The organism is Dietzia sp. JS16-p6b (genome assembly GCF_003052165.1).
In the GTDB taxonomy this organism is placed as follows: Bacteria; Actinomycetota; Actinomycetes; order Mycobacteriales; family Mycobacteriaceae; genus Dietzia.
In genome coordinates this window covers 316,808-343,155 of record NZ_CP024869.1, presented here as the reverse complement: position 1 = coordinate 343,155, position 26,348 = coordinate 316,808, and the positions used below count along the sequence as shown (strand labels likewise).

Sequence of the window (26,348 nt, the reverse complement as noted above, 5' to 3'; positions counted from 1 at the left end):
CCCCGGCCGGGCTTCGCCCCGGGAGGGCGGTCAGCGCACCCCGGAGTCCGCGGGTCAGCGCACCCGGAAGATCACGGTGCGCTGCACGATGAAGTTGGTGACCGTGGCCACGCCCTGTGCGATGACGTACCCGACCGTCGTGGCCCAGAACGTGCTCCAGCCCAGATCGTGGAACAACGGCACCAGCAGCATGAACAGGCCCCACTGCACGCCGAACATCAGCGCGTACAGCCCCATCGTGGCGACGAAGCGGGCGCGGGAGGGTTCGGCCTGGAACGTCCACCGGCGGTTGAGCGAGTACGCCGTGAGGGTGCCGGCCACGAACGACAGCGCCTTGGCGGGGCCGTAGCCCAGGCCGAACAGCATCAACAGCTGCAGCAGACCGTAGTCGACGACCGCCGAGAGGACGCCCGTGAGGAAGAAGCGGGTGATCTGGGTCCTCAGGTCCGCCGGCCGAGCCGGATCAGATTCGTGTCGGGCTTCGAGCGGGTCGACCGCTCCGCGCAGGGAGTCGAGGACGGAATCGTCGGGGATGTCCGCGCCGCCGGTAGGTGTACTCACCAGGACAGCGTAGGGCGCGGCCGCGCCGGAGCGACAACCCTTCCGGCCCGCCGATCCGGCGATGGCCATGGCGTCGCCGGGCAAGACGCCCGCGACGGCGTCCCGGGCCAGCCACATCCGGCCGGCCACGTAGCCCATGACGAGCGCGGGGACGACGAGCCGGAGCGCCGCGCGGACCGGGGCCCACGGGTCCTCCGGGGTCGACCGGACGCCGGGGTCAGGTGCCCCTCCCACCGGGGTGGCCGCGATAATGTGAGCAGATGTTCTCCCGACGCCCACGCCGTCCCGCGACCGCGGCCCTCGCGATGGCGTGCGCGCTGGCGTGCGCTGTCGCGGGATCCCCCGCGCTCGCCCAGCCCCGGTCGATCGACGACTCGCCGACAGTCTCCGCCCCGGATCCTCTGTCCGCGGTCCGGGCGGCACCACCCGAGGAGCGGACACCGGAGCGGTACCTCCCGAGCCCCTCGCCCGATCCCTGGTACCACTCCCCTCCGGCCGTGGACCCGGGCACGGCGCCAGGCACGATCCTGGCCACACGACCGGTCGCGATCCCGCCGTACAACGTGCGCAACTTCGGCCGCGGGTGGCAGGTCCTGGTCCAGAGCACCGACTCCCACGACCGACCGCAGCAGATCGTCTCGACGATCATCGAACCGGCCACGCCGTGGCCCGGCCCTGGCCCCCGACCGCTCGTGTCGTTCAACGTGACCATCGACTCACTGGGCCTGGACTGCATGCCCTCATACGTCCTGCCCCACAAGTTCAACTTCGAACTCCCCCCCTTCCTGCAGATCCTCGCTGACCGTGGCTACGGACTCGTCCTCACGGACTTCCAGGGCCCGCGAGCCGCGTACGGAGCGGGCCGGGCCAACGGCCGGGCCGTCCTCGACGGGATCCGCGCGGCCCGCGCCTTCACCCCGGCCGGAGACCCCGCCCCGTTGTTCGGGGAGTCGCGGGTGGTCCAGGTGGGGTACTCCGGCGGCGGAATCGCCACCGGGTGGGCAGCCCAGTTGCAACCGGTCTATGCGCCCGAACTCACCGGGGTGCTCGCCGGGTCCTCCGTGGGTGGGGTCCCCGCGGACTATTCGGAGTTGTTCGACACCATGGACGGGACCCTCGCCTCCGGCCTCTACCGCGCTGCCGTGCTGGGACTGGCCCGCGAGTACCCGCAGCTCTACTCGCTGCTCAACGACACCGGCGACGTGGTGGCCCATCAGCTCCGCGACGCCTGCGCGCCGATCAACACCGTCGGTGGACTCGCCCCGTTCCCACTGTCGGTGCTCACCGACGCCGACCCCCGCACCGACCCCACGGTGCAGGAGGTGATGGCGCGGAACCGGTTGGGCCGGGCGGACCCCGCCCACGGGGCGGACCCCCGTGAGGTCCCCTCCGGACCGGTGCAGGTGTGGCATGCCGACGCGGTGGTGCCGATGGGCCCGGGGCCGGGGTCGTCGCGAGGTCCCGGGGACACCTTCGTTCCCGAGTGGACCGCCCACAGGCTGGTCGACGAATGGTGCGCGGCGGGTGCTGACGTGGAGTACACGCCCGTCGCCGGCGAACACGTCACCGCGGCGTACACCGCGGTCGGGCCCGCCCTCGACTGGGTGGACGCCCGCGCCCGCGGGGTGCCGTTCACCACGGGCTGCCGCTGATCCGGGACACCGGCGGTAACCTCGACCGGGTGAGCACCACGCAGCAGACCACCCCGGCCGAGTCCACCCTGGACACCGAACTCAAGCGCCTCACGGGCTGGGGACGCACCTCGCCGGCCATGAGCCACGTGCTCACCCCCCGCTCGGTGGAGGAGATCTCGGCGGCCGTCGCGGCGGTCAACGACGCCAACGCCGCCGGTCCCACCCACCTCCGGCGCGGTGTGGTGGCCCGGGGGCTCGGCCGGTCGTACGGGGACAGCGCGCAGAACTCCGGCGGCCTGGTCCTGGACATGAGCCGGTTCAACCGCATCCACGAGCTCAACGCCGAGAAGGCGCTCGCGGTGGTAGACGCCGGGGTGAACCTGGACCAGCTCATGCGCGCCGCGCTGCCCTTCGGCCTCTGGGTGCCGGTCCTGCCGGGCACACGCCAGGTCACCGTGGGCGGGGCGATCGGGCACGACATCCACGGCAAGAACCACCACTCGGCTGGGTCGTTCGGCAACCACGTCACCCGGATGGAGCTCCTCGTCGCGGACGGCCGCGTCCTCACCCTCGAGCCCGGCGGGACGTCCGACGACCCCGAGGGCACACTGTTCTGGGCCACGGTGGGCGGCAACGGTCTCACCGGCGTGGTCCTCAAGGTGTGGATCGCGATGACCCGCACGGAGACCGCGTTCTTCCTCGCCGACTCCGACCAGACGGGGTCGCTCGACGAGACGATCGCCCTGCACACGGATGGCTCCGAGGCCAGATACACCTATTCCTCGGCGTGGTTCGACGCCATCAGCGCGCCGCCGAAGCTCGGCCGGGCAGCGGTGTCCCGCGGGTCGCTGGCCACGCTCGCACAACTCGAGGAGTACGCCCCCAAGCTCGCCAAGGACCCGTTGGCCATGGACGCCAAGCCGCTGGTCACGTTCCCGGACGTGTTCCCCAACGGTCTGGCCAACAAGTACACCTTCGGCCCCATCGGCGAGGTCTACTACCGTCTCGGCGGCACCTCACGAAACAAGATCAAGACCCTCCCGGCCTTCTATCACATGCTCGATCTGTTCGGAGAGTGGAACCGCGCGTACGGATCCGACGGCTTCCTGCAATACCAGTTCATCGTCCCGCCCGGGGCGGTCGACGGGTTCAAGGAGATCATCGGCGACATCCAGCGCTCGGGCCACTACTCGTTCCTCAACGTGTTCAAACTCTTCGGCCCCGGGAACCAGGCCCCGCTCTCGTTCCCCATGGAGGGGTGGAACGTGTGTGTGGACTTCCCGATCAACGACCGACTGAACTCGTTCGTCAACGAGTTGGACGCCAAGGTCATGTCGATGGGCGGGCGGCTCTACACCGCCAAGGACTCGCGGGTCCCGGCCGACCGTTTCCACGCCATGTATCCGCAGATCGATTCGTGGATCGCCACCCGACGCGAGATCGACCCCCACGGGGTCTTCGTCTCCGACATGGGCCGGCGCCTCGAACTACTCTGACCCGGCGCGCGGCGCTCCTCGACGGGAATCGCACGGCGCGGTCTATACACGCGGACGAGCGACGGGCCACAATGGGGTGACCCCGGACGACAAGGGTCGCCCGGAGGCATGATCGGGAGCCCGCCATGATCCTCCGCACCGTCGCCGCCGCCGTCGTCCTGGTCGCCGTCTCCCCGCCGCCCACCACGTGGCGACGGTCTCCCCGGAGGCCACCCCCGCCGTCTCCCGCCGTCCGCCCGCTCACGCGGGGTTCACGTCGGGCCGGGTAGTCGCGGACACCTTCCCCGATCCTGCGGTGGCCCCTCGGTAGACTCCTGCGCATGATCAATGCCGTCGGCGTCCCACAGACCCTGCTCCTGCTCGGAGGCACCTCCGAGATCGGCCTGGCGATCTGCGGGGAGTACCTCCGGCAGGGCCCGATGCGTGTCGTGCTGGCCTGCCTCCCCGGGGATCCAGGTATCGAGGACGCCCGGGCCGAGATGACGGCCGCCGGCGCCACCACCGTCGACGTGGTGGATTTCGACGCCGCCGCCACCGACTCCCATCCGGCCGCCTTCGAGCAGATCTTCGCCGGAGGCGACGTCGACGTCGCGATCGTGGCGTTCGGCCTCCTCGGGGAGAACGAGGAACTGTGGTCCGACCAGCGCAAGGCCGTGCAGATCGCCCAGGTCAACTACACCGGTGCGGTGTCGGTGGGGGTGCTGCTCGCCGAGCGGATGAAGGCGCAGGGCTACGGCAGGATCATCGCCATGAGCTCGGCGGCAGGCCTCCGCGCCCGCCGCTCCAACTTCGTCTACGGCTCCACCAAGGCCGGCCTGGACTCGTTCTACACCGGTCTGGGCTACGCCCTCGACGAATACGGGGTGGACGTTCTGGTGATCCGCCCGGGGCAGGTCCGCACCCGCATGTCGGCGCACGTCAAGGAGGCGCCGCTCACCATCAACAAGGACGACGTGGCCCGCATCGCGGTCAAGAAGTCCGGCGCGGGCAAGGGTGCGGTCTTCGCCCCCGCCGCGTTCGGCGGCGTCATGGCGGTCCTGACCCACGTCCCGCGCCCGATCTTCCGCAAGCTCCCCTTCTGACCATGCCGGTGGCGCTCCGGGGGCCGGGCCTGGCGGGAGCGGCGACGCTGCTGGCCGCAGCCGTCACCGCTGTCGTCCTGGTCGGTTTCTCTCTCGTCTCCTTCCCCGCCTACGGCAACTCCAACGTCCTGCGGGCACTCACGGTCGTCGGCCAGTGCGCCGCGTTCGCCCTGGTGGTGGCCGGCGTGCTGTGTGCCCGTGCGGGCGAGCGTCCCGGGGGGCGGGCCGGACTGGTCCGGGTGGGCAAGCTGGCCGCCCCCACGGGGTCGGCCCTGCTGGTGGCCTCCACGCTCGGCATCCCGCTCGCGGCGTCCCGGCTGTACCTGCACGGCGTGAGCGTGGACCAGGAGTTCCGAACCCAGTTCCTCGGCCGCTCGGCGACCTCGCTGGGCCTGCCCGACATGGCCTACGCCGACCTGCCGTCGTTCTATCCGTCGGGGTGGTTCTGGCTGGGCGGGCGCTTCGCGAACCTCGTCGGCCTGGAGGGTTGGGCCGCCTACAAGCCCTGGTCGATCCTGTCGATGGCGATCGCCGCCGCACTGGTGACCGTGCTCTGGACCCGCCTGTTGCGCACCGACCTCGGTGCGGTGGTCGGCGTGTCCTCGACGGCGGTGATGCTGGCCTACGGGTCCCCCGAGCCCTACGGGGCGGTCGTGGCCCTGTTCATCCCGCCGATGCTGATCCTGGCCTGGCACGCCGTCGCCCCGACCGCCCCGCACGCCGGCCGCGGCGCCGCGCTGGCCACCACCCTGTTCCTCGGAGCCTCGGCCAGCACGTACACGCTGTACACGGGCCTGGCCGCGGGCACCGTGGTCCTCATGGCGGTCGTCTCGACCGTCGCCGCGATCCTGCGCCGCCGTGCCCGCGGTCCGGAGGACTCCTCGACGGCCCCGTTCCCGCTGTGGCTGCCCACGGCTCGCCTCGCCGCGATCGGGGTGGGGTCGATCCTCCTCGCCCTGGTGGTGTGGGCGCCCTACCTCCTCGCCGCCTCGCGCGGCGCCCCGGCGGACTCCGGGACCGCCATGCACTACCTCCCGGACGCCGGCGCCCGCCTGCCGCTACCCATGACCGCGGGCGGCCTCACGGGGTGGGTGTGTCTGGCCGGGCTGGTGTGGATCGTCGCCCGGGCGTGGACCTCACGTCGCGCGCAGGCTCTGGGCCTGGGCGTGGTCGCCGTGTACCTGTGGAGCCTGGCGTCGATGGCGGTCACCGTCCTGGGCACCACGATGCTGGGCTTCCGGCTCGAGCCGGTGCTCATCGTGCTGCTGGTGGTGGCCGGGGTGTTCGCGATCGCCGACCTGGCGGGACTCGCGGTGCGCGCCGCCGGACGCCAGGGCGGGGCCGACCGACCCACGGCCGAGGCCGCCGAACGCCGTCGCCGCGCGACCGCCGTCGTGGGCGTCATGGCCACCCTCGCCGCAGTCGCCCACGCGCAGAAGATCCCCGATCACCTGCACGAGGAGATCCGCCTGGCCTACACCGACACCGACGGCGACGGCGAGCGCGCGGACCGCTACCCGCCCGGACCGGAATCCCACTACGCCGAGATCGACAGCGTCATCCTCGAGGCGTTCCCGGGCCGCGAGAGGACCGACCTCGTCGTGGCCAGCACCGCCGACGCCTTCCTGGCCTACCACCCGTACCTGGCCTACCAGGCGGTGACCTCCCACTACGCCAACCCGCTCGGCCGGTACGCCGAACGCAACGAGACGATGATCGGCTGGGAGGACGCCACGAGCGCGGACGAGTTGTACGCGATGATGACCGACACGCCCTGGAGACGCCCGGACGCCGTGGTCGCCCGCCCGTCGGGTTCCGGGTACACCCTGCGCCTGGCCGAGGACACCTACCCCAACGACCCCAACGTCCGCCGGTTCGGCGTCACCATCCCCTCGGAGGCCGTGACCGGCCCCCACTTCGAGGTCCACGACGTGGGTCCGTTCGCCGTGATCGTGGTGCGATGAGGTGACCACACCGTGACGACGAGCGACGGGAGCCCCCTCGGGTTGCACCCGTACCCGGGGATCGACCGCGACCGTCGCATGGCCGTCATCACCGGCTTCCTCGGCGCGTTCCTGGCGATCCTCGCCGGTCTCCTGCCTGTCCACCAGGACACCACGGAGGTGCGCTGGACCGCCGGACCCGACTACGCCTCCGTCACCGCCCCCCTGGTCTCCGGGAGGCCGCTCGACCTGACCATCACCGCCCCCTGCGGCCCGCTGGCCGAGGTCCCCGACGACACGATCGTGTTCTCGACCCTGCCCGACGGCGCCCCGGGCCGGATCTCCGACGGTCTGGTGGTGCAACGTTCCACGGACGCCGCGGGCGACCCCGCGATCGAGGTGGCGGTCAGGAACACGCCCCTGCTCTCGGTCCCGCTGTCCGCCCTCCGGGACCCGGACTGCGGGTCCCTGCGGGTACGGGCCGAGGTCGGGATCCTGGTCGCCGAGCTGACCGGACTGTCCGACGACGAGGGTGCGGACGGGGGCGCCGCGGAGAACGGGCAGCCGAACGGAGAGGCGGACGGTGAGGACCCGGTCCGCGCGGCCGTCCCCGGGACCATGCGCCCGCAGGTCACGGGGATCTTCACGGACCTGACGCCCGCCTCGGCGCCGGAGGGGCTGGACTCGTCGACGGTGGAGATCACCGTCGACTCCCGGTACTCGTCCAGTCCCACCGCGCTCAAGCTGGCGATGATGGCGCTGGGCGTCCTGGCCACACTCGCCTCGGTGGTGTTCCTGCACCGCCTCGACGGGATCGACGGCCGGTCCGACCGTCGGTTCGTCCCCCGCTCGTGGACCCGGTTGTCGGCCGTGGACGGCGTGGTGGTGGGAGTCCTGGGGTTCTGGCATCTCGTCGGTGCCAACACCTCCGACGACGGCTACCTGCTCACCATGGCCCGCTCGGCCGGGCCCAGCGGCTACATGGCCAACTATTACCGCTGGCTCGGCTCCCCCGAGTCCCCCGTGGGGTGGTACTACGAGATCCTCCGGGTGTTCGCCGAGGTGTCGACGGCGAGCCCGTGGATGCGCCTGCCCACCCTGGCGTGCGGAATCCTGGCCTGGTTGATCATCAGCCGGGAGGTGGTCCCGCGCCTGGGCCGGCTCGCCCGAACCTGGCACCGGCCACGGTGGACGGGCGCCGCGCTGTTCCTGGCCTTCTGGATGGCGTTCAACAACGGGCTGCGTCCCGAGCCCGTGATCGCACTGGGCGCCCTGCTCACCTGGTCGCTCGTGGAGCGGTCCATCGCGACGCGCAGGCTCGTCCCGGGCGTCGCGGCGATCGGCGTGGCCGCGTTCTCCCTCGGGGCGGGCCCCACCGGTCTCATGTGCGTGGCCGCCCTGGCCGCGGGCGCCCGCGAGTTCGTCCGCATGGCCCGCCGACGCGCCCAGGTGGTCGGCTGGGCGCCCCTCCTCGGCCCGGTCCTGGCAGTGGGCCTGGCACTGCTCTACACCGTGTTCGCCGACCAGACCCTCGCCGCCGTGCTCGAGGCCACCCGTATCCGCACCGAGCTCGGTCCGAGCCTGCCCTGGTACGGCGAGAAGGACCGCTGGGAGGCGCTGTTCGGGGTGTCCGCCGACGGCGGTGTGGCGCGACGCTTCCCCGTGCTGCTCATGCTCATGTGCCTGGCGCTCGTCACGGCCGTGATGCTCCGCCGCGGCCGGATCCCCGGCGCCGCCGCCGGGCCGTCCCGTCGGCTCATCGGCGTGATCGCCGGCTCCCTGCTGTTCCTGGTGTTCACCCCTACCAAATGGACCCACCACTTCGGCGTGTTCGCCGGCCTCGCCGGGGCGCTGGCCGTGCTGGCGGTGATCGCCCTGCGGTCCTCGACCGTCTCACTGCGCCGCAGTCGGTGGCTCGTCGGGGCGGCGCTGTGCCTCGTCGTGGGCCTGTCCACCGCCACCAACAACACCTGGTGGTACGTCTCCGACTACGGCATCCCGTTCTCCGACAACTTCCCCGACGTGCTGGGGGTCCAGGTCCAGTACGTCGCGTTCGTCGGCGGCCTGCTGTGCCTGCTCGTGGCCGGGCTCATCCACGCCGGGATCCTGCCCGACTCACCCGACGGGACGGTCGCCCGCCGGATCACCCGGGCCCTGCCCTTCCTCCGATCAGCTCCGGACACCCCCGCCGCCCGGACCCGCGATCGCCGCCGCATCGGGGCCGGACGGGGCCCCGGCATCGACGGTGCCCCCCTGACGATCGTGGCGTTCTCCGTCGTGATCTTCGAGCTCGTCTCCGCCGTGACCGCCGTGTTCGTCCAGACCCCCGCCTACACCGTCGGCCGCGCCAACCTACGCGCCCTGAGCGGGGAACCGTGTTCGCTCGCCGACTCGGTGCTGGTGGAGGAGGACTCCAACGACGGTCTCCTCCGCGCCGTGGGCGCGGGGCCGGAGATCTCCCTGGGCGCCGGGGTGGTCAACGGGTTCGCCCCCAACGGCCTGCCCGACACGATCACCGTCGACAGCGCGGAGGCCTCGGGGGCGTTGGCACTGTCCGACTCGGGAGAGAGAGAACCGGGGGACGGAGTCGACGCCGGCACCACCGGGGGCCGGGGCGAGGTCACCGTCAACGGCTCCACCGTCGCGCTGCCCTTCGGCCTGGACCCGGACACCACCCCGGTCCTGGGGTCCTACCGCCGTGGCCCCCAGGTCGCCGCCGAGCTCACCTCCGCCTGGTACGAGTTGCCCGCCCGCCGACCCAACAGCCCGCTGCTGGTCATGGCCGTCGCCGGCCGCATCGGCCCCGGTGACCTGACGATCGAATACGGCCGGCCGGGCCGGGTCGGTGCGGCGGGCCCCACCGACTTCGAGGTCATGGGCTCCACGACCCCCGTCGACATCGGCCCGGCCCCCGCCTGGCGCAACCTGAGGATCCCCCTCGAATCGATCCCCGCCGACGCCGAGGTCGTGCGCGTGGTGGCGACCGACGGCAACCTGGACCCCGACTGGTGGCTCGCCGTGACCCCGCCGCGGAACCCGCGCCTTCGCACTCTCGACGAGGTCGTGGGCCACACCGACCCGGTGCTCGTCGACTGGGTGGTGGCGCTGGCCTTCCCGTGCCAACGCCCCTTCGTCCACAACGGCGGGGTCGCCGAGATCCCCCGCTACCGGATCCTCGCCGACCGCGAGTCCTCGGCCGCCGCCAACTGGTGGCAGAGTGCGGGCGGCGGCGGGCCCCTGTTGTGGACCACGCAGACGGTGGAGGCCGTCACCGTCCCCACCTACCTCGACCACGACTGGTCGAGGGACTGGGGCTCCCTCCAACGGTTCGAACCCCTCGACCCCGGCGCGACGCCCGCCGACCTCGTGCGCAGCAGTTCCGTCCAGTGGGGCTGGACCACGCCGGGTCCCATGAGGTGACCGTCGCCTAGAATCGGACGTCGTGTCAGACTCCCCCGCAGCTTCCGGCCCGGTCGCCGCCGACGCCCGTGTCGCGAGGCTCCGCCTCATCGCCATCGTCAGCGGACTCCTGGGCACCCTGTGCTTCCTGTCCCTGCCGTTCCTCCCGGTCAGCCAGACCACCTCGAGCGTGCAGTGGCCACAGAACGGATCGGTCGACTCGGTGACCGCGCCGCTGATGGCGCATTCGCCTCAGCGGTTCACCGCGACCGTCCCCTGCGCCCTGGTCGCGGACCTGCCCGCCGACGGCGGGATCCTGCTGTCGACCGCCCCGGCGGGCGGCGAGGAGGCGGGCGACCGGGCCCTGTTCGTCCGGGCCTCCGCGGACACCGTCGACGTGGTCTCCCGCAACCGGGTCATCGTCTCCGCACCGCGTGACCAGGTCGCCGGGGGCGGGTGCGGCCAGCTGAGCGTGGTGGCGACTCCGACCTATGTCGAGGCGTCGTTCGAGGGTATCGACGACCCCGCCGCGACCCGCCGGGTCGACGCCGACGACCTGCGGCCGATGGTCGTGGGCATCTACACCGACCTGCCGTCCGACACCGCCGTCCCGGCAGGCCTCGAGGTGGTCGTCGACGTCGATTCGCGCTTCACCACCGACCCGACCGCCCTGAAGTGGGCGGCCATCGTGATCGGCTTGATCGCCACCGCCGTGGCCCTGTGGGCCCTGCACGGACTCGACCAGACCGACGGTCGCCGGTCCCGCCGCTTCCTGCCCCGCGGGTGGTTCAGGATCCGGCTCCCGGACGTGGCCGTGATCGGCACGCTCGGTGTGTGGCACTTCGTCGGCGGCAACACCTCCGACGACGGGTACATCATGTCGATGGCCCGGGCCGCGGACCCCGCCGGCTACATGGCCAACTACTACCGCTGGTACGGGGTCCCGGAATCGCCGTTCGGCTCCCCCTACTACGACCTGCTCACGATGCTCGCCCACGTGTCCACCGCCAGCCCGTGGATGCGGCTGCCCGCGCTGATCGCGGCGATCCTGTGCTGGCTCGTCATCAGCCGCGAGGTCCTGCCGCGGCTCGGCCGCGCCGCACGGACCACCCCGGTGGTGGTGTGGAGCGCCGCCGCCGTGTTCCTCGCCTTCTGGATGGCCTTCAACAACGGCCTGCGGCCCGAGCCCGTCATCGCCCTCGGCGCACTGCTCACCTGGACGTCGGTCGAACGCGCCATCGCCACCCGGCGCATGTTGCCGTACGCGGTCGCGGTGATCCTCGCCTCCTTCTCCCTGGCCACCGGCCCCACCGGACTGATGGCCGTCGCCGCACTCGTCATGGGGCTGCGCCCTGTCCTGCGCACCGTCGTGGTGCGCGGACGCGAGGTCGGCTCACGCCTGGCCCTGGTCGCCCCGGTACTCGCCGCGGGGACCATGGTGCTCATCAGCGTCTTCGGCATCCAGTCCCTGGCCTCGGTACTCGAGGCGATCCGGGTGCGCGGCGAGATCGGCCCCAACCTGAACTGGTTCGAGGAGTTCGTCCGCTACTACTACCTGATGATCCCGACCGTCGACGGTTCGCTCTCCCGTCGACTCCCGGTGTTGCTGGTCCTGCTGTGCCTCGTCATGGTGATCGGCACCCTGCTGCGCCGCGGCAAGATCCCGGGCGCGGCCTCGGGGCCCGTCTGGCGCCTGGTCGGCGTGGTCGTGGGCACCGCCTTCTTCATGATGTTCTCCCCCACCAAGTGGACCCACCACTTCGGTGTGTACGCGGGGATCGGCGCGGCGATCGCGGCGCTCGGCGCCATGGCCATCGCCGCGTCCGCGGTCCGCACCGCCCGCAACAGGACCGTGTTCCTGGGCATCACCCTCGTGGTGCTCGCCCTGGCCTTCGCCGGCCCCAACGGCTGGTGGTACGTCTCGAGCTACGGCATCCCCTGGTGGGACAAGGCCCCCAGCATCCGGGGCATCGACGCGGCCACCGTCCTGCTGGCCCTGGCGGTGCTGACCTTCGCCTACGCCGGATGGCAGCACCTCCGCCAGGATTACACCGGCACGCAGGCGCCCAGGACCCGTGAGGGCCGTCGGCGAATGCGGACCATCGCCGCCGCACCCATCGCGGTGGTCGCGGGGCTGCTCGTCGTCTTCTCCATCGCCTCGTTCGCCAAGGGGGTCCACAAGCAGTACCCCGCGTACACGATCGCGGCGGGCAACTTCTCCGCCCTCGCCGGCAACCCGTGCATGCTCGCCGACCGCGTCCTGGTGGAGCCCGACGCCAACGACGGCATGCTCACCCCGCTCGCCGCGACCCCCGGCCCGGACGGGTCGATCGACCCCGCGGACCGTGCGGCGGCCATCGAGGCCGGCGAGAACTCGGGGTTCACCCCGGACGGCGTCGCGCCCGACCTGTCGGCCGACGCGGTGGTGGCCGATCCCGGCGCCGCCAACACCACGCAGGAGCCCGGCGGCGGCCCCACCGTGAGCACCGGGGAGAGCGCCGGTACCGCCGGCGGCCAGGGCGCCGAGGGCGTCAACCAGTCGACGGTGGCCCTTCCCTTCGGGCTCGACCCGGCCACCACCCCGGTCCTCGGGTCGTACCTCGTGGGACCGCAACGGGAGTCGAGCCTCGAGACCGGCTGGTACCGGCTGCCGGAGAACCGCGAGACCCATCCGCTGCTGGTCATCTCCGCCGCCGGACGGATCGGACGCTACGACGCCGACGGCCTGTACCGGTACGGGCAGGAGGTCATCGTGGAGTTCGGCCGCGCCACCGAGGGCGGTGCCGAGGTGGTGGGAGAGCCCGTCGTGCCGTTCGACATCGGCCCCGCCCCCACCTGGCGGAATCTCCGGGTCGATATGCAGGACGTGCCGGCCGAGGCCGATGTCATGCGGATCCAGGTCAACGACGACGACCTGACCCCCGACCAGTGGGCGGCCATCACCCCGCCGCGCGCGCCGGAACTCGTCACGGTCCAGGAGCTCGTCGGGTCGGACTCGCCCGTCATGCTGGACTGGGCGGTGAGCCTGCAGTTCCCGTGCCAGCGACCCTTCTCGCACTACGCCGGCGTCGCCGAGCTGCCCGAGTACCGGATCCTCCCCGATCGGCCGCTGGCGGTCGCCGCCACCACCACGTGGCAGTCGTACGAGTCCGGTGGCCCGCTCGGGTGGATCGAGGTCGCGCAGCGCGCCCGCACGATCCCCTCGTACCTGCGACACGACTGGAACCGGGACTGGGGCTCCATCGAGGCCTACACCCCGCTGGGGACCTACCAGGAGGACCCGCCGGAGCCTGCCGAGGTGACCATCGGGACCGAGACCCGCTGGGGCTGGTGGCGGCCCGAGGGCCCGATCCTGGTCACGGATCCGGAGTCCTAGCGACCCTCCGGCCTCGCGGCTCGCCCGCAGAGAACCGCGACCCCGCCCATCGAGGGCGGGGTCGCGGTCGTCTACACGGCCCCGCACTCGGCCTCTGCCCACCTGCGCGGGCGGAATGGTCCAGACCGGCCGCGCACCCGGCGTGAAAGCGGGTCAAGAGGGCGCATAAGCCGGGGCGTGGGCCCCCGCGACACGGCGCGGCGTGGGGAGGCGCGGGGCACGGCGGGGTCGGGCGCGTGCCGCCCCACGCCGCCACCCCCGGGGGTCGGGTCAGCGGACGGCGGCGGTCACAGCGGGGCGATGGGGTGCTTGCGCGGGGGCTCGTTGCGGATCTTGTCGCGCAGCTGGGCCAACGCGCCGCGCAGGACCAGACGAGTCTGCGACGGCTCGATCACCGCGTCGATGTACCCGCGCTCGGCGGCCGAGTACGGGGTCGCGATGAACTCGTTGTACATGTCGATCAGCTGCTTGCGGAGCTTGGGCCCCTCCTCCGGGCCCGCCTCCTCGATCTGCCGACGCTGCAGCAGATCCACCGCGCCCTCGGCCCCCATCACCGCGATACGGGCGGTGGGCCAGGCGAAGTTCAGGTCCCCGCCAAGGTTCTTGGACCCCATCACGGCGTAGGCGCCGCCATAGGCCTTGCGAACGACGAAGGTCACCTTGGGCACCGAGGTGGCGGCCACCGCGTACCCCATCTTGGCGCCGCGGTGGATGATGCCGAGCTTCTCCTGCTGGACACCCGGCAGGTACCCGGGGGTGTCGACCACGTAGACGATCGGGATCGAGTAGGCGTCACACAGCATCATGAACCGGGTGGCCTTCTCCGAGGCGTCGATGTCCAGGGATCCCGACAGGTGAAGCGGCTGGTTGGCCACGACGCCGACCGACTCGCCGTCGACCCGGGCGAAGCCGGTGATGATGTTCTGGGCGAACTGCCCCGAGGTCTCGACGAACTCGCCGTCGTCGAACATCCGGATGAGCAGGTCGTGCATGTCGTACGCCGCGTTGTCCGAGTCCGGGATGATCGAGTCGAGTTCCAGGTCGGAGGCGGTGGTCGACGGTTCGAGCCCTGGATTGATCCTCGGCGCCTTCTCGGCGGCCGAGGAGGGCATGAAGCTGAGTAGGTTCCGCACGTACATGAACGCGTCGTGCTCGCTCACGGCCACGTGGTTGACGTTGCCGTTCTTGGCCTGCTGCAGGGCGGAACCGAGGTCATCCATCGAGATGTCCTCGCCGGTGACCTGCTTGATCACGTCCGGACCGGTGACGAACATGTACGCCTGGTCCTTGACAGCCACCACGAAGTCGGTGGTGACGGGCGCGTAGACGGCGCCACCCGCGCACTTGCCCAACATGATCGAGATCTGCGGGATGTACCCGGACGCCGGGTACTGACGCTTGGAGATCTCCGAGTAGTAGGCCAGGGAGGTGACGGCGTCCTGCACGCGAGCTCCACCCGAGTCGTTGATCCCGATGATGGGACACCCCACCTTGAGGGCGAAGTCCATGATCGCGCAGACCTTCTTGCCGAAGCCCTCGCCCACCGACCCGCCGAACACCGTGTTGTCGTGCGCGTACACGACCACGGGTCGCCCGTCGATCGTGCCGCGCCCGGTCACCACACCGTCCCCGAACGGGTTGTCCGGGTTACCGGGAGCCTTCGCCAGCTGGCCCATCTCCACGAAGCTGCCCGGGTCGAGCAGCTCCGCGATGCGCTCCCGCGGCGGCGTGTGGCCCGCGGCGTCGCGTCGGGCCCTGGCCCGCTCGCTGCCCGGGTCCCGGGCCTGCTCGGTCTTGACCCGCAGTTCTGCGAGCTTCTCCGCGGTGGTCCTAGCCGTCACGCGTCCGATCCCTTCAGTACTCCCGCGTCGATCTCCGAGAGCCGACGCGCCAGATGCTTACCGACCGTACCGACCACGGGTTCATCGACCACCGCGAGGTGGTCTCCCTTGAGCTGGACCACCTCGAGATCGGAGACGATCCGGCCCCAGCCGCCGTCGGGGTCCACGTGCGCGTACCGGGGCTCGAGCTCGATCGCCCCCTCGTGCATCCGCTCGGCGCGGTAGAGCACGAAGGAGACCTCCGCGCCGACCCCGGACCACGCGGACAGGTCCGCGCTCTGGAGGATGCGGTTGTCGACGAAGCTCGCGCGCTGGTGTTCGATGACTCCGCCGCCCATGGCGTTGGCCTCCGCGCCCAGGCCCTCGAGAAGCATCCCCAGCACCCCGTCCTCACCGTGCTCGGCGAGGAACCCCCGCGGCACCTCCACGTCCAGGCCGTAGGTCCGCTTGGCGAACTCGGAGTAGCGCCGCCAACGGGCCTCAGCCTCGTCGAGCGTGTCCGGGACCGGCTCGGACGGCTGCACGGTGTCCAGGAGGGCCACCAGCGCCACGACGTCGTCGGCGGCCCGCAACTGACGCGCGACCTCGACCGCCAGTGCCCCGCCGAAGGACCAGCCGCCCAGCGCGACGGGGCGCCCGGAGGCGATCTCCCGGATCCTGTCCAGGTACCCGGCGGCCCTCTCCTCGAGAGAGCCCTCGGTGCGCTCGACACCGTAGACCGGGGTGTCGCCGTCGAGCCGGTCGACCAGCGGTTCGTACACGAACGACGACCCCCCGGCCGCGTGGAACAGGAACAGGGGTGTGCTGTCGGGGGAGCCCTCGCGCAGGACCCGGATGTTGCCCTCGACCGCCACCTCGGTGAACGGCCGCAGCAGGTCGGCGACCTCCGCGATCGTCGCCGCGCCGGCCAGGTGCTCGGCAGAGATCTCGCCTCCACAGCGGGCCGACAGCCGCTCGGCCAGCGCGGTCCGGGTGACGTCGTCGATCGCGGGGAGGGCCCCGGTCACCCCCGGTGCCGCCGCGCCGGTGACCACGGCCCACGCACCGAAGGCCATCCGCTCGGTGTCGTCACGCGGCGCGATGGCGACCTCGGGGACGGTGTCCGCACCGGCACCACCCTCGTGCGCGTCGCCACCGGCGGGCGCCTGGCCCTTGAGTGCCGCGAGGTCGACCACGCCCTCCCCGCGGGCCTGCTGATCCGCGAGCTCGCCGACCTTCTCCGGGTTCTCCACGGCGAAGGTCACCATCTGGACGACGTCGTTCATCGAGGCGTCCCGCATCGCCTGCAGCTCGAGCGGCGGGATGGAGAACTCGTGCTCGACACGGTTCTTGATGCGCACGGCCATGAGCGAATCCAGGCCCAGGTCGAGCAGGGGCAGTTCTCGCGGAAGGTCGTCGGGACTGTAGCCCATCGAGGACCCGACGATCCGGGCCAGACGGTCGCCGATCGACTCGCCCGATTCCGGGCTCCAGCGGGTGTCCGACTCGTCGTCCTCACCCTCCACCACCGGCGCGTCCGACTCGGCCGACACGTAGTGCGGCCCCGGTTGGTCGTCCGGGTCGATCGGGGTCCCCCCGCTCACCGCACACTCGGCGACGAGGGTGAAGGACTGCGTGACACCGTCGCCGGTGTGCGCGTGCACCTGCAGCGAGGCTCCCCCGGGGTGCGGGGTCATGGTGGTGGTGACCGCGCCCGCCACCGGGAGGACGCCGGGGCGGTCGACGGCGGTGAGGACGGCTCCGTCCAGGACGGACGCGGCCGCCGCCGTCATCAGCGCGTCGACGCTCGGCACGACCTCGGCGCGCACCTGCCACGCGTGGCGGCCGTCGGGGAGCGCGACGTGGGAGCCCGGCATGCGGCCCTCCCCCGATCCGCCGCCGGCGGTCACCGTCGGCCACAGCGTCCGTCGCTTCCACGCCGTGCCCGGCACCGCGGCGTAGCGCCCCGGACCGGTGACGTAGCCGTGCAGCATCTCCACGACCTGGTCCATGTTGACCTCGTGGCCGTGGACGTACAGCTGGGCGATCGCGTGGAGCAGGGTGTCGGCCTCCGACTCCTTGCGCTTGAGCGTGTGGAGCAGGTTGGGCTCCATGAGGCCGGCGTCGAAACACGTCGCGGCGACGGACATCGCGGCGACCGGGTTGGGCGCGAACTCCAGGAAGGTGACGTACCCGGCCTCGACGGCCTTGCGCACGGCGTGGGTGAACCACACCGAGTGCCGCATGCCCTTGACCCAGTACTCCTCGGCGTGGATCGGCTCGTGGCCGGCCCGGTAGAAGGTCTCCTTGTCCACCGAGGAGAACAGGCCGGAGGTGAGTTCGCGCGGTTCCAGACCCGCGATCTCGGCGGCCAGCTCACCCAGCAGCATGTCGACGTCCGAGGTGTGCCCGGCGCCGCGGACCTGGAGCTGGCGGGCGAACTTGCCCTGCTCCTCGACCCAGGCCACGAACTCGGCGACGGGCGTGGCACGACCCCCGACCGTGGTGTGGGTGGGGGCGGCGTAGACGGCGGGCTCGATCGAGGCGAACCTCGGGTTGTCGGCGATGATCTGCGCGATCTCCTCGGCCGAGTACTCGACCAGCGCCATGGCGCCGGCGTCCTCGTCCGAGACCTGCTGCTCGGCGTCGCCCATGAGACGTGAGCGCACGCAGATCACGCGCACCGCGTCCTCCAGGCTGAGCCCGCCCGCCGCGTAGGCGGCGGCGACCTCGCCCATGGAGTGACCGATCACGGCCTCCGGCTTGGCGCCGAGCGCCTTGAGCGTGTCGACCAGCGCGACCTGGACGGCGAAGATGCCGACCTGCGCGTTCTCCACCTCGTAGGTGACGGAGTCGTCGAGGAACATCTCGACCATCCGGTACCCGGCCTCGAAGTCGATGAGGTCGTCCACCGCGTCCAGGCACGAGGCGAACAGCGGGTTGGACAGGTACAGCTCCTTGGCCATCTTGCGGTGCTGTGCGCCGAAGCCCGAGAAGACCCAGACGTCGCCGGTGCCCGCGGGGGCGTCCGCGCTGAAGACGCCGGGGCCGGGGTCGCCGGCCGCCAGCGCGCGGAGGCCCGCGATCAGCTCGGTGCGGGTGTGGCCCACGACGGCGCCGCGGGAGCGGCCGTGGTTGCGGGTGGCCAGGGTGCGGGCGACGGCTCCGAGGTCCAGGGAGTCGTCCTGCGCCTCGAGCCAGTCGGCGATCTGGCCGGCGGTGGCCTTGCGGCGCGACGGAAGCGAGCCGGACACCACGAGGATGGTGGCGGCCGCGCCCGGGGCGGACGTCCCGGTGGTGGCGAGGACCTCGGCGTTGCGGGCGACGGCCTCGGCGACACTGCGCGCCACGTCGTCCCGGCTGCCGTCGGCCTGACCGTCGGCAGCCTGTTCGTCGGCGGCCTGTTCGTCGGCGGCTGGTGTCCGCGCGACACCGATCGGCGCGGGCTGGTACTCGGCCACCACGACGTGGGCGTTGGTGCCGCCGAACCCGAATCCGGAGACACCGGCCAACGCCCGGCCGCTGTAGCGGGGCCACGGCCGACTCTCCGTGACGACGCTCAGCCGGGCGGCGTCGAAGTCGATGTACGGGTTGGGCCCGGCGAAGTTGAGGGTGGGCGGGAGCGAGTCGTGACCCATTCCGAGGATGATCTTGGCCAGGCCCGCCGCCCCGGCCGCCGACTCCATGTGACCGAAATTCGTCTTGGCCGAGCCCAGCAGGGTCGGCCGGTCGGCATCACGGCCGCGGCCGAGCACCTGTCCGATCGCGGTGGCCTCGATGGGGTCGCCGAGGATGGTGCCCGTGCCGTGGGCCTCGATGTAGTCGACCTCCCTGGGGTCCACGCCGGCGTCGGCGTAGGCCTGGCGCAGCACCGCGACCTGCGCGTCGGGGTTGGGGGCGGTCATCCCGTTGGAGCGGCCGTCGGAGTTGACCGCGGAACCCTTGATGACGGCGAGGACCACGTCCCCGTCCCGCTCGGCCTCGGACAGGCGCTTGAGGATGAACAGTCCCCCGCCCTCGGCGCGGCAGATGCCGTTGGCGTCGGAGGAGAAGGCCTTGATGCGGCCGTCGGGGCTGAGCGCGGCCCCGGTCTTGGCGAAGCCCATGGTGGCGGCGGGTGCCAGCATCATGTTGACGCCGCCGGCCACGGCCAGGTCGGACTCGTGCAGCCGCAGGGAGTTGACGGCCTCGTGGATCGCGACGAGCGAGGTGGAGCACGCGGTGTCGAGGGTCATCGACGGACCCCGGAAGTCGAACGTGTACGACACCCGGTTGGAGATGATCGAGTTGGAGGCGCCGGTGACCGCGTAGGGGGAGGCGGCGGCGGAGTCGGAGGTCAGGAACACCTGGTAGTCGCTGGACGACGAGCCGATGAACACGCCGACCTCGTGGCCCTTGAGATCGCTCGCCGGCAGGTGCGCGTGCTCGAGGGCCTCCCAGGTGAGCTCGAGCGCCAACCGCTGCTGCGGGTCCACCATCTCCGCCTCGCGCGGGCTCATGCCGAAGAACTCGGCGTCGAAGTCGCGCACCTCCGCGTCGTCGAGCCACCCGCCCCGATCCGGTGCCTCGGCCAGGACCTGCTGCACGTAGGCGTCGCCCGCCCACTCCGACCAGCGGGTCGCCGGGCGCGGGCTGGTCGCGTCCCGGCCCTCGGACAGCAGCTCCCACGTGGCCTCGGGCGAATCCGCACCGCCCGGGAACCGCGTGGCGAACCCGATGACGGCGACGTCGAACTCCATGCCCGCCCCGCGGTGGCGGAAGGTGTGCAGATCGGCCGGCTCCTCGATCTCGGCCGGGCCGTTGACCACGTACTCGGCGAGGGAGGCGATGGTGGGGTGCTGGTACGCCACCGTGGCGTCCAGTGGTCGTCCGAGGAGGTCCTCGAGATCCGCCGAGAGCGTCACCGCGTCGCGGGAGGACAGTCCGAACTCCTCGAGAGAACGGTCGTCGGTCACCTTGGCGCCGTCGAGTCCGGTGGCCCGTGAGACCCACCCCCGTAACCAGTCGCGGAGCTCTACTACCGTCATCTCGCTCTGTGCCATCGTGGGGATCGCCTTTCGATCGGGTCTCGTCCGGTGTGCTCGCCCGTCGCCGCCGCGCACGTGTGGTGCCGTGAACCGGTCCGGGAACTACTCCGTCGGCTCGTCGGGGAACGCCGTCTGCTGGTGGCCTCCCCGCAACGTCCCGTCGACGTAGGCGGCCTTGCAGGCGCGGCGGGCGATCTTGCCGCTCGAGGTACGGGGGATGGACCCGGCGGGGACCAGGATCACGTCCTGGGCCGTGACACCGTGCCTCGCCGAGATCGCCGAACGGACGGCGTCGGCGATGGGTCCGGGATCCGCCTTGCCCGCACCGGGCGCGCGCTCCCCGACCACGACGAGGGTCTCCGAGGAGTCATCGGCGGGGATGACGGCGCCGTTACGGGCCTCGATCGGGAGTTGGTTGGCGGGCACGGAGAACGCGGCCACGAAGCCCGGGCGCAGGGAGGAGGAGGCGTCCTGCGCGGTGTTCTCGAGATCCTGCGGGTAGTGGTTGCGCCCCGCGACGATCACGAGGTCCTTGACCCGCCCGGTGATGTACAGCTGACCGTCCACGTAGGCACCGAAGTCGCCCGTGCGGAGCCATCGCGCGTCCTCGGGGACGGTGCCGAACTCGCGCACGGTCTTCGAGTTCTCCGCCAGGCGCTCGGTGAGCCTGTTGCCGAAGGTGGCCTCGGACTCCTCCGGTCGGCCCCAGTAGGCCTGCCCCACGTTCGTACCGTGCAGCCAGATCTCACCGACCCGCCCCTCGGGGAGCTCACGGCCGGTTCCGTCGTGCTCGCCCGTCGCCCCGTCGATTCCCGGGTCGACGATGACCGCCCACTGGCTGGGCGCCACGTACCCGCACGCCACCTGCGGGATGGCGTCCTCGTTCCCCTCCACCGAGTCGGGGTCCAGGACGGTCATGACGCCCTTGTTGAGGTCATCCCGGTCCACGTGGATGACGATCGCCTCGTCGTCCTTACGGGGCGAGGAGACGAAGAGTGTCGCCTCCGCCATGCCGTAGGAGGGCTTGATGGCGGTCGGAGCGAGCCCGTACGGGGCGAACGCCTCGTTGAACGCGCGCATCGAGGCGGGGGTGACCGGCTCGGATCCGTTGATGATGCTGGTGACGCCGGACAGGTCGAGCGACTCGCCCTCCCGGGGAAGGCCACGGCGGGCGGCGTGCTCGAACGCGAAGTTGGGTGCCGCGGCGAACACGCCGTCGCCGTCGGACATCGCACCGAGCTGGGTGACCCAGCGTCCGGGCCGCTGCACGAAGGCCCGGGGGCTCATGACGGTGATGGTCGCACCGCCCATCGCGGGCAGGATCACGGTGAGCAGTCCCATGTCGTGGAACAGCGGGAGCCAGGTGACGCCGCGGGAGGCGCGGGTCAGACCCAGCCCGTCGAAGAGCTGCATGACGTTGGTGACGACGTTGCGATGCGTGATCTCGACGCCTGCGGGGACGCGGGTCGATCCCGAGGTGTACTGCAGGTAGGCGATGTCGTCCGCCCCGAGGTCGGGCCGAGACCAGCCCGAGCCGAGTTCGGTCGGGATCGCGTCGACGGCGACCGTGCGGGGGCGCTCACGGGCGGGCAGATCGCGGAAGAGCTTGCGGACGCCGGCCGCCGACTCGGTCGACGTGAGGATGACGGACGGGGTGCAGTCCCCGAGGACGGCGTGGAGACGGTCATGGTGCCCGGGTTCGTCCGGATCGAACAGCGGGACGGCGGTGAGGCCGGCGTGGATGGCGGCGAAGAAGGAGACGATGTAGTCGAGCCCCTGTGGCGCGAGGATCGCCACCCGGTCTCCCCGCGCGGCCACCTGCTGCAGTCGTGCGGCGATCGCGTAGAGCCGGTCACCGAAGTCCGACCACGACAGTTCGGAGACCTCACCCTGCCGCGACGACGAGTAGTCGATATATCGGTAGATGAGGCCGTCCGCCGCGGGGTCCCGGCGCGCTGCGGAGACGTTGGCTTCGACGAAGTCGACCAGGGTGGTGCGATCAGGGATGACGATCGCCCCGCTGGCGTCGTGGTACTGCTCGAACTCCACGTTGCTCCGTTCCGAACCGATGACTGGATGGCCGACGTCGCCGACCTCGGACATACCGGGCGACAAGCTTGGTCGATCTTACAGCGTGCCCTCGCGCACATCCGAACTCCGAATCCCCGACCCTGGCAGGCGTGTCGCGCCCATGCACGGTACTCGGTCGGCCCGTCAGTCGTGGGCGATCTCCGGTGCGGAGTCGACGAGCTCGCGAACGTGACCGATGGTCCACTCCGGGACCGTCGTCCCCATGATCACGTCCGGGTTGGTCGCGTACATGGCGTGGATGGCGTTGTTGGCGACGAACTCCTGGAACCGGGCCGCGCCGTCCACCACGTTGAGCGGGGCGTTGCAGATGAGGTCCCGCGAATCGCAGATCTGGGCGGTGCGGTCAGCGAGTTCCCCGAAGCCACCGGGCCGGGGGCCCGTCATGGTGGCGCCCGCGATGAGCTGGGTGAATCCCGTGACCGGCTGGAGCGAGATCTCCATGCCCTGACCCGTCCCCGGCGACAGTCCCGGCGACTGCCCCTCACCGGGCAGCCGCCGCCCGTCGGCGATGAGCACCGACCCCCGGACCAGGTCGGCCGGCACCGGTCCGTTGCCGGTGCCGATCTCGCTGGTGAGATCGCCGGCGATCACCGCGCCCTGCGAGAAGCCGAGGAGGATGTAGGAGGTGTACGGGCAACGGTCGTGCACCGCCGCCAGCTCGGCGCGCGCACGATCCGTGCCCTCGGCCCGGCTCTGGTCGTAGGTGATCTCGTCCGGGCGCTGCGGGTTCCGGAACTGTGCCACGTAGGGGACCGTGAAGACCTCCAGGCGTTCGGTGGGGTACTGCTCCGACAGCGGATCGGTGATCGTCCTGAGCAGGGCGTTGGGCAGGAAGGCCGGCGCGTACGGGTCGTCGGTCGGGCTGCTCTCCCAGGTCCCCGGTACGGCGATCATCTGCACGTCGGGGCAGTCCGCGGGCTGGGTCAGTTCCGGCTCGGCCGGGCCGGGCAGCGGGCCGTCCGGTCCGGTGGGCAGCCCACGGTCCGAGAGCCACCAGCCGATCCCCACCACCAGCAGGACCACCAACACGAGCGCTCCGAGCGAGCACCCGAGCCGGCGGCCGCCTCCACGACGCGATCCACGGGCCACGATTCGAACTCCTTCCCGGGCGCCCGACTGGAGTCCGCGGGCGGCCGACGACACATCCAACGCACCACGGGGCCGGCGGGTTCCACGGGCCCCCGCGGCGTGTCAGGTCTCACCGCACCGCGGATCCCACCGCACCCGGGCGGCGCGACCTCCGGGCCGCCTCACCGCGGAGGCGGCGTCAGGGGCAGAGCTGCCCGGCGGCGGAGTCCACGACGATCCGGGAGATCTCGTCGACCTCGCGGTCCGAGTAGCCACCCACCGAGATCTGGCCGGCCACGGCATCAGCGATCGTGGTGGTCTCGCCCGCGGCGCCACCGGTGGTCCGGATCCGACAGATCGTGTTCCCGGCGGCCACGAGCGAGTCGGAGAGCTCCTCGGTCCGGATGCCCCGGGCCTCGAGCGCGGCGAGGTAGCCGCGCTCCCGCGCGCCGACGACCGGGGCCGTGTATCCCGGGGCGTCCGAGCCCACCGGCGCCGGGGCCTCGGTGAAGCGCCCCGAATCCTCGGTGGCGGGCACACGGGCCTGCGTGGTGGCGGCGCCGCCCGGGGGCGGGGCCATGGTCTCCGAGTCGGGGACGCCGGACACCGTGGAGTCGCCACCGCCGCAGGCGGCCAGCATCCCACCCACCACGACGAGGGCGGCCCCGAGCGCCGTCGACCTGGCCGTCACGAGATCTCCGCCCGTCCGCCGGTCACCGTGATCCGGCCGCCCTCGAACTCCATGACCTGGCCGTCACGGGTGGTGCGCAGCTCACTGGTGGGATAGCCGAGCCGGCCGCGTTCGTAGTCGACCGTGCCCCAGGCGTCGAACACCGGCCCGCGAGGCACGGCGTGCGCTCCGGTGCGGGCGGACCAATAGATCGCCCCACCCTGGAAGCGGCTGAAGGCACCGCCGCGGGTGGACAGGGAGATCTCGTCGGTGACCGGGTACCCGAGCTCCGAGTTCTCCGCGCCCGCCTCCCGGTAGGTCGTCAGGATGGCCCCCTTGACGACCCTGGGGCCCGTGGCGGAGGACCAGTAGACGGTCCCGCCCTGGAACCCCTGGACCACGCCGGGCTTGTTGGGGTTGGTGATCTCGTCGGTCGTCGGGTACCCGAGGTCGCCGCGTTCGGCGCCGCGCTCCTGCCACATCGACCTGACCGCCCCACGGATGGCGTGCGCGCCGGTGGTGGGCGACCAGTAGATGACGCCGTTCTGGAACTGGGTGAACCTGCCCCTGCCGTCGGGCGTCGTGGTCTCACCGGAGGTGGGCAGCCCGAGCGGGCCGTCAGGACCGCCCTCGGCCTGGTAGGCGGCGCCGATGGCCCCGAGGACCGAGTGCGCGCCCGTCTGCTGCGACCAGAAGACGCGACCGAAACGGAAGTCGGTGGCCTTGCCGCCGCGGACGTCGTACTCACCCGTCAGGCAGGGGCCCAGACCGGGCTGACGCTCGGCGACGCGGGCGATCTCGCCCTGTGCGGCGCACGGGGGTTCGACGTTCTCGATCCCGACGGCACCCGCGAACTGCGGCCAGGCCTGCATCATCTCGAACTGCCAGTACGGCCACGTGTGCGTGCCCGACGGGCGGAAGTTGGCCGTCACCTCGACACCGGCGGCACGGGCCTTGTTGACGAAGGTCTGGGTGGTCATCCGCGAGAGCAGTTCGAGCCCGTAACCCGGGAAGTTGGTGGGGATGTCCGGCAGGCCCGACGGCTGGTCCCACGGCCCGGTGTTCCCGCTGCCCGCGGACACGTAGATGCTCCGACCGCGGAGCTTGTCGGTGTGGAGCTTGGGGTCCTGCTCCTGCCACCGGGTCGAACCGAGCGGTCCCCACATGCTCTCGGCCTGGTACCCGCCGGCGTCCTGCATGGCCACCTTGACGGCCTCGGGCATTCCGAAGCTGGTGGTGTCCAGGAATCCCGAGTAGCTGGCCGCGAACCGGAAGTGCTCGGGGTATCGCTGCGCGAGCATCATCGCGGCAGTACCGCCCATGGACAGACCCGCGACGCCGTGCTCGTCGCCCACCCGCCAGTCCCGGGCCAGCAGGGGTGGGAGTTCCTCCATCAGGAACGTCTCCCACTGGTATGCCGAGCCGTTGGCGTCCGCCACCCAGTCGGTGTAGAAGCTCGACTCGCCGCCGACGGGGAGCACGATGATCGCGTTCTTCGCGTCGAAGAACTGGGAGATCTTGGTCTCGAGGGTCCAGCCGCTGGCGTCGTCCCGCGCGCGCAGGCCGTCGAGCAGCAGGAGCGAGGGGTACGTGCGCTCCGGCTCCGCGTTCCACTGCGCCGGGAGCATGAGCTGCACCTGGATGGCCTGCTCCATGGCCGGCGACTGCACCCACAGTGCGACCCGGTTGGCCGTCTTCCACTCGACCCGGTCCAACCGGACCCCCGACGGGATGGTCGTCGGTACGCGCAGGGACGGGGAGTCCACGCGGCTCTCGGCCGGCTCCGCCCCGCCGGCGCCGGTCTGCGCCGGGCCGGCGGTCGCCGGGGGGTTCTGTGTCGGGGAGTTCTGGGCCGGGGTCGCCCGGACCGGCGTCTCCTGCGCGCCCGCAGCCGGAGGGACGACGAGGCCGGAGCCCACCATTCCCACCACGAGAGGGGCCGCCAGGAGGGACGCCCACCGGGTGCGGGGGCTCGCGTGTGCGCTGGGGGTCGCCATGTGAGGTTCTCTTCCTTGCCGCGTCGTCGCCGACCGTCTCGGTGAACGGGCCGCGGAGAGCGACCCGGACAGCTTCTTCCCGGGGCCCTGGTCCGTCGTCCGCCCGCGGGCTCCCCTCCCGCGGCCGAACCCGGTGGTCACACAAGCGACCGGGGCCCCGCACGAGAATCTACGCACGGGGCCC

General features: G+C 71.8%; 13 protein-coding genes. 6 read left to right on the top strand and 7 right to left on the bottom strand.

The window, feature by feature from the left end; translation table 11 throughout:
* Nucleotides 1-54: 54 nt before the first annotated feature.
* Nucleotides 55-561 carry a GtrA family protein gene (locus CT688_RS01505; protein WP_107757931.1) on the bottom strand — a complete coding sequence of 169 codons (507 nt, stop codon included), beginning with the start codon at nucleotides 559-561 and terminating at the stop codon, nucleotides 55-57.
* A gap of 260 nt (nucleotides 562-821) precedes the next feature.
* On the opposite strand from CT688_RS01505, the gene CT688_RS01500 reads away from it, so the two are divergent.
* From CT688_RS01500 to CT688_RS01475, 6 genes are all read left to right on the top strand, one after another.
* The gene (locus CT688_RS01500) at nucleotides 822-2,213 is read left to right on the top strand and encodes a lipase family protein (protein WP_107755474.1); all 1,392 of its coding nucleotides are present in this window, start codon (nucleotides 822-824) and stop codon (nucleotides 2,211-2,213) included.
* Between the two features lie 29 nt (nucleotides 2,214-2,242).
* Entirely contained in the window at nucleotides 2,243-3,691 is a 1,449-nt protein-coding gene (locus CT688_RS01495) for an FAD-binding oxidoreductase (RefSeq protein WP_107755473.1), read from the top strand.
* A 320-nt stretch (nucleotides 3,692-4,011) separates the two neighbouring features.
* Nucleotides 4,012-4,773 (top strand): decaprenylphospho-beta-D-erythro-pentofuranosid-2-ulose 2-reductase, encoded by a 762-nt coding sequence (locus CT688_RS01490; protein WP_107755472.1) that lies wholly within the window; start codon nucleotides 4,012-4,014, stop codon nucleotides 4,771-4,773.
* Nucleotides 4,774-4,775: 2 nt separating this feature from the next.
* The gene (locus CT688_RS01485) at nucleotides 4,776-6,737 is read left to right on the top strand and encodes an arabinofuranosyltransferase (RefSeq protein WP_107755471.1); all 1,962 of its coding nucleotides are present in this window, start codon (nucleotides 4,776-4,778) and stop codon (nucleotides 6,735-6,737) included.
* Between the two features lie 12 nt (nucleotides 6,738-6,749).
* Nucleotides 6,750-10,136: an arabinosyltransferase domain-containing protein gene (locus CT688_RS01480; protein ID WP_231750453.1), complete on the top strand. Its 3,387-nt coding sequence runs from the start codon at nucleotides 6,750-6,752 to the stop codon at nucleotides 10,134-10,136.
* A gap of 22 nt (nucleotides 10,137-10,158) precedes the next feature.
* Nucleotides 10,159-13,491, top strand: coding sequence for an arabinosyltransferase domain-containing protein (locus tag CT688_RS01475; protein ID WP_107755470.1), 3,333 nt, complete (start codon nucleotides 10,159-10,161; stop codon nucleotides 13,489-13,491).
* Nucleotides 13,492-13,778: 287 nt separating this feature from the next.
* On the opposite strand, the gene CT688_RS01470 is transcribed toward CT688_RS01475, so the two are convergent.
* The 6 genes from CT688_RS01470 to CT688_RS01445 form a co-directional block, all read right to left on the bottom strand.
* A complete protein-coding gene (locus CT688_RS01470; protein WP_107755469.1) occupies nucleotides 13,779-15,332 on the bottom strand; it encodes an acyl-CoA carboxylase subunit beta in 1,554 nt (517 codons plus the stop codon).
* On the bottom strand, nucleotides 15,329-20,353 hold the full coding sequence (gene pks13, locus CT688_RS01465; protein ID WP_107755468.1) for a polyketide synthase Pks13: 5,025 nt from the start codon (nucleotides 20,351-20,353) through the stop codon (nucleotides 15,329-15,331). The genes CT688_RS01470 and pks13 overlap by 4 nt, the downstream gene beginning before the upstream one ends.
* 87 nt (nucleotides 20,354-20,440) lie before the next feature.
* The gene (gene fadD32 / locus CT688_RS01460; protein ID WP_107755467.1) at nucleotides 20,441-22,441 is read right to left on the bottom strand and encodes a long-chain-fatty-acid--AMP ligase FadD32; all 2,001 of its coding nucleotides are present in this window, start codon (nucleotides 22,439-22,441) and stop codon (nucleotides 20,441-20,443) included.
* Between the two features lie 111 nt (nucleotides 22,442-22,552).
* Complete coding sequence (locus CT688_RS01455; RefSeq protein ID WP_107755466.1) at nucleotides 22,553-23,518, bottom strand: cutinase family protein; 966 nt, start codon at nucleotides 23,516-23,518, stop codon at nucleotides 22,553-22,555.
* A gap of 178 nt (nucleotides 23,519-23,696) precedes the next feature.
* Nucleotides 23,697-24,188, bottom strand: a complete 492-nt coding sequence (locus CT688_RS01450; protein ID WP_107755465.1) for a DUF732 domain-containing protein — start codon at nucleotides 24,186-24,188, stop codon at nucleotides 23,697-23,699.
* Nucleotides 24,185-26,164: an alpha/beta hydrolase-fold protein gene (locus CT688_RS01445; RefSeq protein WP_107755464.1), complete on the bottom strand. Its 1,980-nt coding sequence runs from the start codon at nucleotides 26,162-26,164 to the stop codon at nucleotides 24,185-24,187. The genes CT688_RS01450 and CT688_RS01445 overlap by 4 nt, the downstream gene beginning before the upstream one ends.
* Nucleotides 26,165-26,348: the final 184 nt, after the last annotated feature.